Below are 15414 nucleotides of genomic sequence, written 5' to 3'. Positions count from 1 at the left end.
CTGCTGAGATCGACGTCACAGGAGCGGGAATGTATGCATGCCACGGCGAACACCGGGCATATGTCTCCACCGCTGAAGGGCGGTGCAATGATCGAGATCTGGCCTGGTGACCCCTATCCTCTGGGGGCCACCTACGACGGCGCGGGAACCAACTTCGCGCTTTTCACCGAGGCCGCGGAACGCGTCGAGCTGTGCCTGTTCGACGATGACAATCAAGAGACGAAGGTCCCTCTCACCGAGTGCGAGGGGTTCGTCTGGCACGGATATCTGCCGCGTGTCGGCCCGGGACAGCGGTACGGCTACCGCGTCCACGGCCCGTACGACCCGGCGGCGGGGCAGCGATGCAACCCCGCCAAGCTGCTGCTCGATCCCTACGCCAAGGCGATCGACGGCGACGTGAACTGGAACGAGGCCGTGTACGGCTACCGTTTCGGCGAGCCCGACAGCCTCAACGACGCCGACTCGGCCGAGTTCATGCCGAAGTCCGTCGTGATCAACCCGTTCTTCGGGTGGGGACACGACCGGCCGCCGAGCACGCCGTACCACAACACGGTGATCTACGAGGCGCACGTCAAGGGCCTGACGATCAACCACCCGAAGATCCCCGAGCGGATCCGCGGCACCTACGCCGCGATCGGGCACCCGGAGATCATCGACCACCTGACGTCGCTCGGGGTCACCGCGCTCGAACTGATGCCGGTGCACCAGTTCGTCACCGACCACATCCTGTCCGACCGCGGGCTGACGAACTACTGGGGCTACAACAGCATCGGCTTCTTCGCGCCGCACAACACCTACTCCAGCAGCGGGCAGCGCGGCGGGCAGGTGCTGGAGTTCAAGGCCATGGTCAAGGCCCTGCACGAGGCGAACATCGAGGTCATCCTCGACGTGGTCTACAACCACACCGCCGAGGGCAACCACCTGGGCCCGACGCTGAGCATGCGGGGCATCGACAACGCCGGGTACTACCGTCTGGTCGACGACGACAAGCGGTACTACATGGACACCACGGGCACCGGCAACAGCCTGTTCATGCGCTCCCCGCACGTCCTCCAGATGATCATGGACTCGCTCCGCTACTGGGTCATCGAGATGCACGTGGACGGCTTCAGGTTCGACCTGGCCTCGACGCTGGCGCGGGAGCTGCACGAGGTCGACCGGCTGAGCGCCTTCTTCGACCTGGTCCAGCAGGACCCGGTGCTCTCGCAGGTCAAGCTCATCGCCGAGCCGTGGGACGTCGGCCCGGGCGGCTACCAGGTCGGCAACTTCCCGGCCCGCTGGACCGAGTGGAACGGCCTGTACCGCGACACGATCCGCGACCTGTGGCGGGGCGAGCCCGCCGCGCTGCCCGAGTTCGCCTCCCGGCTGACCGGCTCCAGCGACCTCTACCAGGACGACAGCCGCCGTCCGGCCGCCTCCATCAACTTCGTCACCTGCCACGACGGGTTCACCCTGCAGGACCTGGTGTCCTACAACGGCAAGCACAACGAGGCCAACGGCGAGGAGAACCGGGACGGCGCCGACGACAACCGCTCCTGGAACTGCGGCGAGGAGGGGCCGGCGTCGCTGGCCATCGAGTCGCTGCGCGAGCAGCAGAAGCGGAACTTCCTGACGACCCTGTTCCTGTCCCAGGGCGTCCCGATGCTCTCCCACGGCGACGAGCTGGGCCGCACCCAGCGGGGCAACAACAACGTCTACTGCCAGGACAACGAGCTCAGCTGGGTCGACTGGTCCGACGTCAGGGAGAACTGGCTGCTGCTGGAGTTCACCCGGCGGGTGGCCAAGCTCCGCGCCGACCACCCGGTCTTCCGGCGGCGCAGGTTCTTCTACGGGCGCCCGGTACGCGGGTCCGAGGACAACCTCAGCGACATCGCCTGGCTCACCCCCAAGGGGGAGAAGATGACCGACGCCGACTGGAACGTGGGCTACGCCAAGTCGCTGGCCGTCTTCCTGAACGGCGACGCCATCACCGAGCCCGACCGCCGGGGCCGGCAGATCGCCGACGACTCGTTCCTGCTGCTGTTCAACGCCCACCACGACGTCATCAAGTTCACCCTTCCCAAGGACTACGGCGAGATGTGGCTGACGGAGATCGACACGGCCATGCCGATCACGATCGACACCCGGCTGTGCCGGGCCGGAGAGAGCGTGCCGGTGGTCGGCCGCTCGGTGAGGGTGTTGCGCCGTGTCTGAGCCCCTGACCCACCCCGAGCCGCTGACCCGGCCTGTTCCCGGACCCGTGCCGGCCGGGCCCGTCCTGACCGGACCGGCCCCGGCCGAGCCCGCGCCCGTCCCCGGGCCGGCACCTGTCCCCGAGCCCGCTCCGGGCGGCCCGGGGGCACCGCCCGCCGAGCCCGTTCCCGAGCCCGGGAGCGTGCCGCCGCAGGGCGTGCCGGACGTGCCGCCCGCCGAGACGCTGCCCGGCGCCAGGACCGGTGAGGACGGCGACCAGGTCGTCGACCCGGCGCCGCTGGAGACGGACGGGCAGATCCCGCTGCCCTCGCCCGGCTCCTACGAGGTGCCGCTGTCGACGTACCGGTTCCAGCTGACCCCGGACTTCGGGTTCGACAAGGTGGCCGAGCTGGCCCCCTACCTGCGGGACCTGGGGGTCAGCCACGTCTACCTGTCGCCCGTCCTGCAAGCGGTGCCCGGGTCGCAGCACGGCTACGACGTGACCGACCACTCGCGGATCCGCGAGGAGTTCGGCGGCGCCGAGGGCCTGCGGGAGCTGTCGGCGACGCTGGCCCAGCACGGGATCGGCATCGTCGTCGACATCGTGCCCAACCACATGACGATCCCGGTGCCCGAGTCGGGCAACGCCCAGCTGTGGTCGGTGCTCAAGGAGGGGCGCGAGTCGCCGTACGCCTCCTGGTTCGACATCGACTGGGAGGGCGGCGAGGGCAGGGTCAACATGCCCGTCCTCGGCGGCGACCCGGAGGAGGTCGTGGCGGACGGCGACGTGCTGCGCTACCACGACCACGAGTTCCCGCTGCCCGACACGCACTACCGGCTGGTCGACTGGCGGCGCGGGCCCGGCTACCGCCGCTTCTTCGACGTCTCCTCGCTGATCGGGCTGCGCGTCGAGGACCCGGAGGTCTTCGACGACACCCACGCCCTCATCCTCGCCCTGGTCAAGGAGGGTGTTATCCAGGGGCTGCGGGTGGACCACCCCGACGGGCTCGCCGAGCCGCGCGGCTACCTGGCGCGGCTGCGCGCGGCCTCGGGGCTGTGGACCGTGGCCGAGAAGATCCTGGTCGGCTCCGAGCGGCTGCCCGCCGACTGGGACTGCGACGGCACCACCGGTTACGACGTGCTCAACCGCATCACCGGCCTGTTCGTAGACCCGGCCGGAAAGGAACCGCTGGTCGAGCTGTACAGCACGCACACCGGCGGGCCGTCCGACTACGCCCAGGTGGTCCGCGAGTCCAAGACCGAGGTCCTGAACCTGTTCTTCGGCTCCGAGATCGACCGGCTGCACGCCCTGACCGGCTCCGACCGGCAGACACTGGTGGAGCTGCTGGCCGCCATGCCGGTCTACCGCGCGTACGCGGTGCCCGGGGAGCCGGTGCCCGAGGCGTCGGCGCGGATCGTCGAGGAGGCCGGCCGGATCGCGGCCGGGCACCTGCCCGAGGGCGCCCCGGTCGACGAGGTCGTCCGGCAGGTGCTGTACGGGCCGGCCGAGGCCGTCACCCGCTTCCAGCAGACCTGCGGGCCGGTGATGGCCAAGGGCGTCGAGGACACCGCCCTGTACCGGTGGTACCCGCTGTCCTGCCTGAACGAGGTGGGAGGCGAGCCCGACCGGTTCGGCGAGTCCGTCGAGGAGTTCCACGCGTTCTGCCGGAGGATGTCCCCGGCCACCATGACGACGCTGTCCACCCACGACACCAAGCGCTCCGAGGACGTACGGGCCCGGCTGGCCGTGCTGTCGGAGATGCCCGCCGAGTGGGCGGCGGCGGTCGGCGAGTGGTCGGCGAAGGTCTCCTTCGACCCGGCCCTGGACTATCTGGCCTGGCAGAACCTGATGGCGTCCTGGCCGATCGACCCGGACAGGTTCTTCGACTACCTGTTCAAGGCGGCCCGCGAGGCCAAGACCTCGATCTCCTGGGCCACCCCGGACCCGGCCTACGAGCGCGGCATCCGCGACTTCGTCACCCGCGCGGTGGAGGAGTGCGGGCCGTCGATCGCCGAGTTCGCCGCCAGGATCGAGCCGTACGCCAGGTCCAACTCGCTGGGGCAGAAGCTCGTCCAGCTCATGCTGCCCGGCGTGCCCGACCTGTACTGGGGGAACGAGATCACCGACTTCTCCCTGGTCGACCCGGACAACCGCCGCCCGGTGGACTTCCAGCTCCGGCGCCGGATGCTCTCGTCGGCCCAGGCGCACGCCAGCCACGCCAACCCCGACGAGGCCAACCCGAGCACCGCCGCCGAGGACCTCACCTGGGACGAGGCCAAGCTGGCCGTGACCTCCCACGCCCTGGGGCTGCGGCACCGGCTGGGCCCGGACGCGCCGTACCTGCCGATCGAGGCGGGCGAGCACGCGGTCGCCTTCGCCCGCGGCGAGCGGGCCGTGACCGTCGCCACCCGGCTGCCGGTCGGGCTGGAGCGGCGCGGCGGCTGGGGGAGCGACACGATCACCCTGCCGCGCGGCACCTGGCGGGACCTGCTGACCGGCACCGAGCACACCGGACGCATCCCCCTGGCGCACCTGCTCTCCATCCACCCTGTCGCGCTGCTGGAAAGGAACTGACACGTGTTCGAAGTATGGGCGCCACAGGCGACGTCGGTGGACGTGGAGATCGGCGAGGTCCGCTACCCCATGTCGGCGTCGGGCGGCGGCTGGTGGACCGCGGAGGTCCCCGGCGCCGGCCACGGCACCGACTACCGGTTCCGGCTCGACGGCGGCGACCCGATGCCCGATCCCCGGAGCCGCTGGCAGCCCGACGGCATCTTCGGCCCGAGCAGGGTCTACGACCACGACCGCTTCGAGTGGGGCGACGAGCTGTGGCGGGGCCGCGACCTGCCGGGCGCGGTCATCTACGAGCTGCACATCGGCACCTTCACCCCCGAGGGCACCTTCGACGCGGCGATCGGCAAGCTGGAGCACCTGGTCGACCTGGGCATCGACTTCGTCGAGGTCATGCCGGTGCCGCCGGTGCCGGGCGGCCGCAACTGGGGCTACGACGGCGTGGACCTGTGGGCGGTCACCGAGAACTACGGCGGCCCGGACGCCTTCAAGCGCTTCGTGGACGCCTGTCACCGGCGCGGGCTGGGCGTGATCCTCGACGTCGTCTACAACCACCTGGGCCCCTCGGGGAACTTCCTGGCCCCCTTCGGCCCGTACTTCCACTCCAGCGCCTCCTCCTTCTGGGGGCAGGCGGTCAACCTGGACGGTCCCGGATCCGACGAGGTGCGCGCCTACTTCGTCGGCAACGCGATGCAGTGGCTGCGCGACTACCACGTCGACGGCCTGCGGCTGGACGCCGTGCACGCGCTGCACGACAGCCGGGCCGTCCACCTGCTGGAGGAACTGGCCGTCGAGACCGAGGCGCTCTCGGCCGCCGTGGGCAGGCCGCTGACGCTCATCGCCGAGTCCGACCTCAACGACCCCCGGCTGATGACCCCCCGCGAGGCCGGAGGGTACGGCCTGACGGGGGCGTGGAACGACGACGTCCACCACGCCCTGCACGTCGCGGTGAGCGGCGAGCGGCACGGCTACTACGACGACTTCCACGGTGCCCTGCCCAAGGTGCTCAGCCACGGCTACTACCACGACGGGACCTTCTCCGCCTTCCGGGGACGCTCCCACGGCCGTCCGGCGTCCCACGTTCCCGGGTACCGCTTCGTCTGCTGCGCGCAGAACCACGACCAGATCGGCAACCGGGCCGAGGGCGACCGGCTGGACCCCGAGGCGCTCCGGCTCGCCGCCGGGCTCCTGCTGACCTCGCCGTTCACGCCCATGCTGTTCATGGGGGAGGAGTGGGGGACGCGTTCGCCGTTCCTGTTCTTCACCGACCACGTGGAGCCGCAGCTGCGCGAGGGCGAGGGCGACCGGCGGCGCCGGGAGTTCGTGGGCTTCGGCTACGACGACTGGGCCGAGAAGGCGCCCGACCCCGGCGAGGAGACCACGTTCCTGCGTTCCAAGCTCGACTGGAACGAGCTGGACAAGGACGCCCACCGGGCTCACCTGGACTGGTACCGGGCCCTGATCGCGCTGCGCCGCGCTCACCCCGAGCTGACCGACCCCCGGCTGGACCGGGTCAAGGTCGACCATGGCGAGTCCTGGCTGGTCGTGCACCGGGGAGGGCTCCGGGTGGCGGCCAACCTCGGGCCGGTCCCGCTCACGGTCAGGCTCGGCACGGGCCGGTCCGCTCCGGAACACGTCCTGCTCGCCTCGGAGGCGTCGGTGACCGTGCAGGGGGAGGAGCTGTCCCTGCCGCCCCGCTCGCTCGCGGTCGTCCGGCTGGACCCGCCGGTCTGACATCCGTCCCCGTGGCACCCTCCCGTCACCGGCGGGGCGGTGTCACGGGACCCCGGCGGGGTCAGCCGGGGAAGGGCGAGACGTCCTTGACCGTGTACCCGCCCGTCCTGACCCTGAAGAACGGCGCGGGTGCCGCGCACCGGCGCAGTTCGGGGTCACCGGCCAGGCGCGGGCCCGACCATCCGATCCTGTCGAAGCGGCCGGCGCCGTTGTCGGTGACGCTGAACCCGACCCGCCGGCCGATCCAGTCCGCGCTGTTCGCCGAGGCGGCGGTGACGAACCCGGTGACGGTGGCACTCCGCCCACCGGTGACGACGCAGTCCACGGAGACGTCCGCCCATACGGTGGTCGGTGTGGGGGCGTTCGCGAAGTGGTGGAAGACCCGCGCCGTGCCCCGTGCGTCACCGGCGAAGGGGTCGACCTCCCCGGGCCGGTAGGTGACGGTGGCGTCCACGGTGAACCGCACGTCGTCGTCCGGGTCGGGATAGGCGATCCGGCCCGAGCCCCTGACGACCCCGGTGGCCGGCCTCTCCGCCGCGGGGCGTCCGGTCGCGGCATCGGCCGTCACCGTCACCGTCGCTGTTGTCGCGGTCGCCGCCGTCACCGGAACCGTGAGGGCGATGACCGAGATCAGTGCCACGCCGCCGGTCGCTCTTCTCATGCGCTTCTCCCTGATGTCGCGGTGCCTTTTCACGCCTTGGATGAACGGCCCTCATCATGTGCGCGGGCCGCTGTGATCATGCTGAGAGGAGCTGAGGGCCGGCTCAGAAAGCACCTGCGGCCGATTCCGGCACCGGGCGGGACCCGATTCGCCATGTGAGCGGGACGCGGCCCGAAACGGCGGACACCACATGGAAATCGACCCCTCCATTCCCGGAACGGCGAAGGGCGGCCCTGGCCCGTCGCGGATCGGTGCGCGGGCACCAGGTCAGGGCCCCGCTCGGTCACGCGACCGGGTCGCCGCGCGCCCGGGAACCGATCCGGTCGCGCGGCCGTACGCCGACGGACACCTCACCGGCCTGGTCTCCGAGTGGTTCATCAATGGATTTCTAGTAGAAAACTCATTGTTGATGTATTTCATTAGTAGGCTCGTAATTTAATGTCTGTTGGTGTGCTCGATGTGCCGATGTTTCGCGGATCGGGAATGTACTGCTGGTCACTGATCGGGATTGCTGCCCGGATTTCTCATGACAGACGTGGAATGGGAAAAATGACCTATAGAGGGAACAGGCGCGTTTCGCGGATGCGCTTCGACGGGTGTGCCTACACCTTGATCGTCACGGCGACGATCGCCGGGGCCTACCTGGCGGCGTCCTGCCGGACGCTCACGGACACCGGCACCGGGGAGAGAGAGGGCCGACACGGCTCGTCCTTCGTGCTCGCCGGCACGGCCGCGGACGCGTACCTCACCGATCTCCCCGCGAAGCACCGCACCCGTCCCGGGACCGGGTGCCGGGACGGGCGATGCAGGCGCTGCGGCTGCGGGATCACGATCTGCCATCGGGAGTGCAGGCGCGGACCACGCGGCCCCGTGGGCCCCAGGGGTGAGAGGGGAGCCGAGGGTGGGGAAGGTGGGCCGGGACCGGCGGGCCCCCCGGGTCCCCCGGGCCCCACAGGCCCGCAGGGGCCTCCCGGCGTGTTCCCCACCGATACGGGCCCTCCAGGTCCCCCGGGTCCTGCGGGGCCTGCGGGGCCTGCGGGGCCGGTCGGTCCCGCAGGCCCGGCTGGCCCCGCGGGGGCGGACGGTACGGACGGCGCACCGGGGGCGACGGGGCCGACAGGGCCAACGGGTCTGACGGGCCTGACGGGGCCGAGAGGCCCGCGGGGTGTGAGGGGACCCGCCGGTGCCACCGGTGCGGCCGGTGCACGCGGTCCGGCCGGGGCGACCGGATCCGCAGGGCCGGGAGGACCCGCGGGTGCCATCGGCCCGACCGGTCCCGTGGGTGCGACGGGGCCCAGAGGCGTGCAGGGACGGCGTGGACCCGCCGGTGCCACGGGCCAGACGGGTGCTCCCGGTCCTGCGGGCCTGACCGGTGCCACGGGTACTCCCGGTCCCGCGGGCGAGACGGGTGCCACGGGTGCCATTGGTGCCACGGGTGCGACGGGGCCGAGGGGCCCGCGGGGGCTGAGAGGTTTCCGGGGACCGAGGGGCCTGAGAGGGCTCAGAGGGCTGAGAGGGCCGCGGGGGCTGACCGGTGCCACGGGCCAGGACGGTCCGGCCGGCCAGCAGGGTCCCGCGGGACAGCCCGGTCAACCCGGTCAGACAGGGCAGACCGGTCCCACCGGTGCGACCGGTCAGCAGGGTCCGGCGGGCCAGCCGGGACAACCCGGCCAGCAGGGCCCCGCAGGGCAGCCCGGTCAGACCGGTCAGACGGGGCAGACCGGTCCCGCAGGTCCGACCGGCCAGCAGGGCCCCGCGGGACAGCAGGGTCCGGCCGGCCAGCCGGGGCAGCCAGGGCAGCCCGGTCCGGCGGGACAGCCCGGTCAGACAGGACAGACCGGTCCCACCGGCCCGATCGGGCAGCAGGGTCCGGCAGGGCAGCAGGGGCCCGCCGGTCCCGCGGGGCAACCGGGTCAGCCAGGTCCCGCGGGTCAGCCCGGCCAGACCGGGCAGACAGGCCCGGCGGGTCCCACGGGTCCGGCAGGGCCCGCGGGACCGACCGGCCCGGCAGGACCGACCGGCCCTGCGGGTCCTGCGGGTCCCGTGGGCCCGGCAGGTCCGCCCGGACCCGCGGGTGCCGCCGTCCTGACGGCGCGGTCGAGCGGGAGCGTCGCCACCTCCATCAACGACGTGGCCCGGTTCACCGCGCTCGTCCTGGGCAACGGGACGACGTCGATCCGGGACCCGCGCACGAACCCGCCCTGGCACGGCGTCATGTCGGTGCCGGGCTACCCCGGCGACGTGACCCAGGTGGCACTGGACAGTGACGCCACCAACCTCTACGTCACGGTGCTGAACGCGACCGGCATGGTCTCCCACACGACCTGTCTCGTACGGCCCACCCCGGGAACGCTGTCGAACCCGGCCTGGCCGCGGAACTGCGGCGCCTTCACCGACCTGACCCCACCGAACTGAGAGCCCTGCCCGCACCCCGTCCGCACGGGCCCCGTCCGTACGAGGACGGCGGTGCCGCGAACCGCTCGGACGAACGAGAACGCGGCATCCGTGTCGATGGTCGGCGAACCGGTGTGTACGAGCCGGCGAACCGGCATGTGCGACAGGGGGCGGCCTTCCGTCGTAGGCTGCGTCCCACCTGTGACGGACGGAAGGCTGAGGTGGCCGGGATGACGGTGGCCGAGGTGATGGCCGAGCTGGCCGAGCTCGAGAACCCGAAGGTGCGCGAGGTGAACGAGAGACACGGTGACGATCACGGTGTGAACCTCGGCAAGCTGCGCGCGATCGCGAAGCGGCTGAAGACCCAGCAGGACCTCGCCTGCCGGCTCTGGGAGACGGGTGACACCGCGGCGAGACTGCTGGCGATCCTGATCTGCCGCCCGAAGGCGTTCGGGCGTGACGAGCTGGACGCCATGCTGCGCGAGGCGCGCGCACCCAAGGTGCACGACTGGCTCGTGAACTACGTGGTGAAGAAGAACCCGCACGCCGAGGAGCTGCGCCTGGCCTGGTCGACCGATCCGGACCCGGTGGTCGCGAGCGCGGGATGGGCGCTGACCGTCGAACGCGTGGCGAAGCGGCCCGAGGGCCTCGACCTGCCAGGACTGCTCGACGTCATCGAGGCGCGGATGAAGGACGCCCCGGACCGCCTGCAGTGGGCGATGAACCACTGCCTGGCTCAGATCGGGATCGAGCACGCCGGGCACCGCGCCCGCGCGATCGACATCGGCGAGCGCCTGGAGGTGCTCAAGGACTACCCGACCTCCCCGGGCTGCACGTCCCCGTTCGCGCCCGTCTGGATCGGTGAGATGGTGCGCCGGGACGCGTCCCCGAGCGGGGCACGTTCCTAGAGCGTCCCGACCGACACCCCGACACCCCGACACCCCGACACCCCGACACCCCGACACCCCGACACCCCGACACCCCGACACCCCGGCGTGCCACGCGGCCCCCGGGATACCGGGCTCCTCCGCCCCCACCCCTCGTGCCCGGTGGGGCGGACCGGCGGCTCCCCCCTCGCGGGAGCCCGCCTTCCCGTGGCCGCGGTCTTCCCGGCCGCCGCGAAGGCCCCCGCGCCCGGGTTCGTGGGCAGGCGTCGCGATGGCCGGAAGTTCAGGCGGGCACGTGGTTGCGAAGCCGGAGCTCCTCCGGGTACGGGGCGAAGTAGGTCTGGTCGCGCACGTACTCGGCGGCCTCGCCCCGGGCGTGGTGGCGGATCAGGGTGGTGGGGACGCTCAGCGACACCCGGCCGGCCCGGTAGGCGGCGATGACCTCGGCCAGGTCGGCCCTGCGGGCCGGGTCGAGCGCCTCGCTCAGCATGCCCACGCAGTGCTGCAGGACGTTGACGTTGCGGCCGATGCCGGCCTTGGCGGTGAACGCCGTGGCGAAGGAGCGCGCGTAGCCGCCGGCCAGCTCCTCGCGGGGAAGCACGCCCGCCTGGGCGACCAGCCGTCCGGCCTCCCGGTAGGCCATGGGATGGTGGGCGAGCAGCTGCATCTTGTGCCGCGCGTGGAAGGCCACCAGGTCCCGGGGCCGCCAGTCGCTCTCCAGCAGGGCGCGGAGCCGGGCGTGGGCGAAGATCCGTTCCACGAAGGTCTCGCGGAGCAGGGCGTCGTTGAGCCGCCCCTCCTCCTCCACCGGCAGCAGCGGGTGGGTCTCCAGGACGACGGCCGCGAACACGCCCCGGCCCCGCCGGTGCACGACCGGGTTCCGGTTGCCGCCCTTGGGCCCGCTGCCGTCACCCCAGGTCGCGGTGACGCCCTCCGGGTCGTGGGCGTACAGGGGGATGCCGTGCACACCGCAGCTGGGGCTCTTGGACTTGAGGACGTAGCCGTCGACCTCGTCCAGGGTGCGCGCCCGCTCGGCGGCCAGGGCGGTCATCCGGTCAGTGAGGTCGATCCGGGTCTTGCGGGTGATCAGGCGGGGGCCGTCCGGTGAGTTCTCCAGGCGGAGGGTCTCGCGCGGCGAGCCGAGGCCGATCTCCATCTCCGGGCAGACGTGCACCCAGTCCACGTGGGCGTCGAGCTCGTCGCCGAGGAACCGGTCGCGGCTGTGGCCGCCGTTGAACCGGACGGGCTCTCCCATGAGGCAGCTGGAGACCGCGATCCTCGGCCTGACGGCCGCTTCCCCGGCCCCGACGGCCGTTGTGGTCGCGCTGGTCGCGGTGGTCGCGGTGGTCCCGGCCGTGGCCGTCCCCGCCGGGGCGGATCGGCCGTTCATGCGGCGGCCGCGGTGAGTATGCCGGACAGGCGGCGCAGGCCACGGGCCGTGCGGGCCTTGACCGTGCCGAGGGGGACGCTCAGCCTCTCGGCGATCTCCCGCTGGGTCAGGTCCGCGTAGTAGGCCAGCTCGATGGCCTGGCGCTGGGGCGCGGGCAGCTCGGCCAGTGCCCGCTGCACCTCGTCGCGCTCGGCCATGCCGTCCCCGTCCACGCGGCCGTCGTCACCGGCCGGGTCCGCCAGCACGTCCAGCGGCACCGTGCGCAGGGTGCGCATCCGCAGGTGGTCGACCGCGCGCTTGTGGGCGATCCCGAGCATCCAGGCGGGCAGGCTGCGTGACGGGTCGAAGCGATGCCGTGAGCGCCAGACCTCGGCGAACACGATCTGCTGGAGATCGTCGATCTCCTGTGGTGGTACGAAGCGCCGCAGGTAGGAGCGCACCAGGGAGCCGTGAACACGGAAGCACTCGGCGAGCGCCATGTCGTCGCCGGCGGCGAAGCGAATGTTCAAGGTGTCTGTCATGGTGACTCCCTTACCGAGAAAACCTACTCAAAACTTATTCATACTCGCTCGGTGGGCGTGATCGCAAGCGGCGGGGAGGACCGGTCGTGAGACGTTCACCTCAGAGCGTGAGGACGGGGACGAGACGCCCGAGGAGGAGGCGGTGGCACGCGAGGACCGGGTACGGAGGCCGCCCGGGACCGGTGAGAACGGAGGCGAGGGCGACGGCATGCCGGAAGCCGGGCGCCGAAACCGGTGAAGGCGGGGTGGCGGGCGTCCCGGGGCGGCGGAGGGCGGGCTCGGGACGGGTGACATCCCCGGGACCCTCCGGAAGGGCGGGGTCAGTCCAGGGCGGCCAGGACGCGGGTGATCGCGTCCTCGAACGAGGTGACGTGCGGGATCGACGCGGGCAGCCCCTCCTGCCAGCCGACGCCACCGGCGATGATCCGGCTCGGCGGGCGGAGCGCGGGCAGCGACGCGAGCGGGGCGGGGTCGCCGGTGGCCGGGAGCTGGGACCAGACGAAGACCACCGAGGGCCCCAGGCGGCGCATCGCGTCCGCCAGCGCGGGATAGGGGGTGCGGGAGCCCAGCACCCGCGTCTCGACCCGGTGCTCGGTCGTCAGGGCCGCGGCCAGCGCGTAGACCGGCAGGCTGTGCTGGTCGTCCTGGGCGCAGGCGAGCAGGACGGGACGGACGTTGACCGGCCGGGCCGGACGCTCGGTGAGCCCGATCAGCGAGGCCAGCAGCCGGTCGGAGAACAGGTGCTCGACCTCGACCCCGGCGGAGCTCTCCTGCTGGAGCCTGCAGATCGTCTCGAAGACCGGGATCACCAGCCGTTCCCAGGTCCACGGCACGCCGTGCCTGGCCAGCGCCGCGCCGAGCCAGTCGTGCACCGTCCGGCTGTCCAGCGACGCCGCCGCCCGTGCCAGCATCGCCGCGGTCGGCACCGCCGGGACGTCCGGCCGTCCGGCCGCGGGGGAGGAGGCGCGGTCCGGGGACGATCGCCCCGGACCGGGCTCCGGAACGGTCCCGGATCCGGGGGCGGGCTCGGCCCGTGCCTCGGGGACGGTCTCGATCCTCAGCACCTCGCGGGCCGCGTCGGCCGCGGGGACGCCGCTCTTGATGAGCCGGTTCATCTCCTCCAGGCGCCACAGGTCACGGGCGTCGTAGCGGCGGTGCCCCCCCGGGCTCCGGCGGCTCGGCCCCAGGCCGTAGCGTAGGTTCCAGGTCCGCAGCGTGGGGGCGGGTACGCCGAGGCGCCGTGCGACGGCTCCGATGCCATAGCCCGGTTCCTCATCGATCTCCACCTGACGCTGCTCGTCCATCTCATCTCATTTCCGGCCCGTCACCGCGGTACCAAGCGTGACAGGCGACGGGAGCGGTCGCTCCCTGGACGTTCCTTCGAGATGCGGGCTCTGCTGGATGCAACCGACCCAGCGTGACCGGCCGAAAGGAAAACGTGACCGATACGGTGATCGTTCTGTTCAGCCGCGACCTCCGGGTGCACGACCACCCGGCGCTCGCCGCGGCGTGCGAGCGCGCACGTCATGTCGTACCGCTCTTCGTGGCCGACCCCGCCGTGCCGTCGGGCAACCGGTGGGGCTTTTTGTCACAGTGCCTCGCCGACCTGCGGGAATCACTTCGTGAACGTGGCGGCGAGCTGGTCGTCCGCCGGGGCGACACGGTCGCCGAGACGATGCGCCTGGCCGGGGAGACGGGGGCGGACGCCGTCTACGCGAGCCTGGACGTCAGCACCTTCGCGCGCCTGCGCCAGCGCGGGCTGACCGAGGAGTGCGAGCGTGCCCGGATGGAGTACCGGCTGTTCCCGGGCCTGACGGTCGTGCCACCGGACGCCCTGCGCCCCTCGGGCGGCGGGGACCACTACCGGGTCTTCACGCCCTACTGGAGGGCCTGGAGCGGGCGGGCGCGGCGGGAGGTGCTCAAGGCCCCGGGAACGGTCTCCGTCCCCCGGAGCCTGTTCGCGGGCCCCCTGCCCGAGCCGGAGTGCCGGACCTACGAGCTGTTCACCGGCGGCGAGACGGTCGGCCGCCGCAGGATGGAGCAGTGGCTGAGGCACTGCGTGCGGGAGTACACCGACGGCCACGACGACATGGCCGGCAACCGCACGTCCCGGCTCAGCCCGTACCTGCGCTTCGGCTGCATCTCACCGCTGGAGCTGGAGTCGCTGGCCGGGGAGGCCGGGAACATGTGGGCCGCCGGAGCCACCGGCCCCGCCGGGATCGTCGGTCTCGCCGGGGACGCCGACCCCGCGGGGGAGGCCGACCCCTCCGGGAACGCGCGTGCCGAGGACACCGGGGACACCGGGGACGCTGGGGACCCGCGGGAGGCCGCGTACGCCCGGGCGGCGGGGGAGGTCGCGGCCTTCGTCAGGCAGCTGTGCTGGCGCGACTTCTTCTACCAGGTGACGCGGGCCTTCCCGCGGATGGACCGGGACGACTACCGCCCGCGCGGGAACGAGTGGCGCGGTGACGAGCAGGCGGCGCAGGCGTGGAAGGAGGGCATGACCGGTGTCCCGATCGTGGACGCCGGCATGCGGCAGATGCTCACCGAGGGCTGGATGCACAACCGGGCCCGGCTGATCACGGGCTCGTTCCTGGTCAGGCGGCTCGGCGTCGACTGGCGCGTCGGGGGCGACCACTTCTTCGAGCACCTGCTCGACGGTGACGTGGCCAACAACTACGGCAACTGGCAGTGGGTCGCCGGGACCGGCAACGACACCCGTCCCAACCGGCCCGTCAACCACATCCGCCAGGCCAGGCGCTACGACCCGGACGGCGAGTACGTCCGCCGGTACGTCCCCGAGCTGCACGCCGTGCCGAAACGGATGATCCACGAGCCGTGGCGGCTCCCGGTGCGGGTGCCCGGCTACCCGCCGCCGCTGGTGTCCATGGACTGACCGGAGGGCCCGCCGGGACGGACCGGCCGAAAGACCCTGCCCGCGGCCGGACGCCCGCGGAGGAAAAGCCCGCCGGACAGGCCCCGGCCGCGCGGGAGGCCCGTGAAAAAGCCCTGCCGGCGAGCGGCCCTCCCCGCGGGGCGCCGGCGGGGAGGGCCACCCACCGGCAGGGCGGCCGGGGGAAGGG

At 72.3% G+C, this 15414-nt stretch carries 11 protein-coding genes; 7 read left to right on the top strand and 4 right to left on the bottom strand.

Annotated features, from left to right (window positions below; genetic code table 11):
- Positions 1 to 87 precede the first annotated feature (87 nt).
- The 3 genes from glgX to treZ are packed head-to-tail and all read left to right on the top strand — an operon-like array spanning position 88 to position 6478.
- Positions 88 to 2193 (top strand): glycogen debranching protein GlgX, encoded by a 2106-nt coding sequence (gene glgX, locus ABD832_RS04545; RefSeq protein ID WP_344888769.1) that lies wholly within the window; start codon positions 88 to 90, stop codon positions 2191 to 2193.
- On the top strand, positions 2186 to 4747 hold the full coding sequence (gene treY / locus ABD832_RS04540) for a malto-oligosyltrehalose synthase (protein ID WP_344888766.1): 2562 nt from the start codon (positions 2186 to 2188) through the stop codon (positions 4745 to 4747). Before glgX ends, treY begins: the two co-directional genes overlap by 8 nt.
- Before the next feature lie 3 nt (positions 4748 to 4750).
- Complete coding sequence (gene treZ, locus ABD832_RS04535; RefSeq protein ID WP_344888763.1) at positions 4751 to 6478, top strand: malto-oligosyltrehalose trehalohydrolase; 1728 nt, start codon at positions 4751 to 4753, stop codon at positions 6476 to 6478.
- A 61-nt stretch (positions 6479 to 6539) separates the two neighbouring features.
- On the opposite strand, the gene ABD832_RS04530 is transcribed toward treZ, so the two are convergent.
- Positions 6540 to 7139, bottom strand: coding sequence for a hypothetical protein (locus ABD832_RS04530; protein ID WP_344888760.1), 600 nt, complete (start codon positions 7137 to 7139; stop codon positions 6540 to 6542).
- Positions 7140 to 9182: 2043 nt separating this feature from the next.
- On the opposite strand from ABD832_RS04530, the gene ABD832_RS04525 reads away from it, so the two are divergent.
- Both ABD832_RS04525 and ABD832_RS04520 read left to right on the top strand, forming a co-directional pair.
- Positions 9183 to 9554, top strand: a complete 372-nt coding sequence (locus ABD832_RS04525; protein WP_344888757.1) for a hypothetical protein — start codon at positions 9183 to 9185, stop codon at positions 9552 to 9554.
- Positions 9555 to 9763: 209 nt separating this feature from the next.
- Complete coding sequence (locus tag ABD832_RS04520; protein ID WP_344888755.1) at positions 9764 to 10441, top strand: DNA alkylation repair protein; 678 nt, start codon at positions 9764 to 9766, stop codon at positions 10439 to 10441.
- A 262-nt stretch (positions 10442 to 10703) separates the two neighbouring features.
- On the opposite strand, the gene ABD832_RS04515 is transcribed toward ABD832_RS04520, so the two are convergent.
- On the bottom strand, positions 10704 to 11675 hold the full coding sequence (locus ABD832_RS04515) for a YbgA family protein (protein WP_344888752.1): 972 nt from the start codon (positions 11673 to 11675) through the stop codon (positions 10704 to 10706).
- On the opposite strand from ABD832_RS04515, the gene ABD832_RS04510 reads away from it, so the two are divergent.
- A complete protein-coding gene (locus ABD832_RS04510) occupies positions 11674 to 11826 on the top strand; it encodes a hypothetical protein (protein ID WP_344888749.1) in 153 nt (50 codons plus the stop codon). The two genes, ABD832_RS04515 and ABD832_RS04510, sit on opposite strands and share 2 nt — an antisense overlap.
- Here ABD832_RS04510 and ABD832_RS04505 read toward each other — a convergent pair.
- On the bottom strand, positions 11807 to 12331 hold the full coding sequence (locus ABD832_RS04505; protein ID WP_344888746.1) for an RNA polymerase sigma factor: 525 nt from the start codon (positions 12329 to 12331) through the stop codon (positions 11807 to 11809). The two genes, ABD832_RS04510 and ABD832_RS04505, sit on opposite strands and share 20 nt — an antisense overlap.
- Positions 12332 to 12651: 320 nt before the next feature.
- Positions 12652 to 13635, bottom strand: a complete 984-nt coding sequence (locus tag ABD832_RS04500; protein WP_344888743.1) for a MerR family transcriptional regulator — start codon at positions 13633 to 13635, stop codon at positions 12652 to 12654.
- Between the two features lie 134 nt (positions 13636 to 13769).
- On the opposite strand from ABD832_RS04500, the gene ABD832_RS04495 reads away from it, so the two are divergent.
- Positions 13770 to 15227: a cryptochrome/photolyase family protein gene (locus ABD832_RS04495; protein ID WP_344888740.1), complete on the top strand. Its 1458-nt coding sequence runs from the start codon at positions 13770 to 13772 to the stop codon at positions 15225 to 15227.
- The last annotated feature ends 187 nt before the right edge of the window (positions 15228 to 15414 follow it).

The organism is Streptosporangium longisporum (genome assembly GCF_039534895.1).
Lineage (GTDB): Bacteria > Actinomycetota > Actinomycetes > Streptosporangiales > Streptosporangiaceae > Streptosporangium > Streptosporangium longisporum.
Note: the sequence above shows the minus strand (reverse complement) of the source record. Positions and strands in the feature narration are given on the sequence as shown.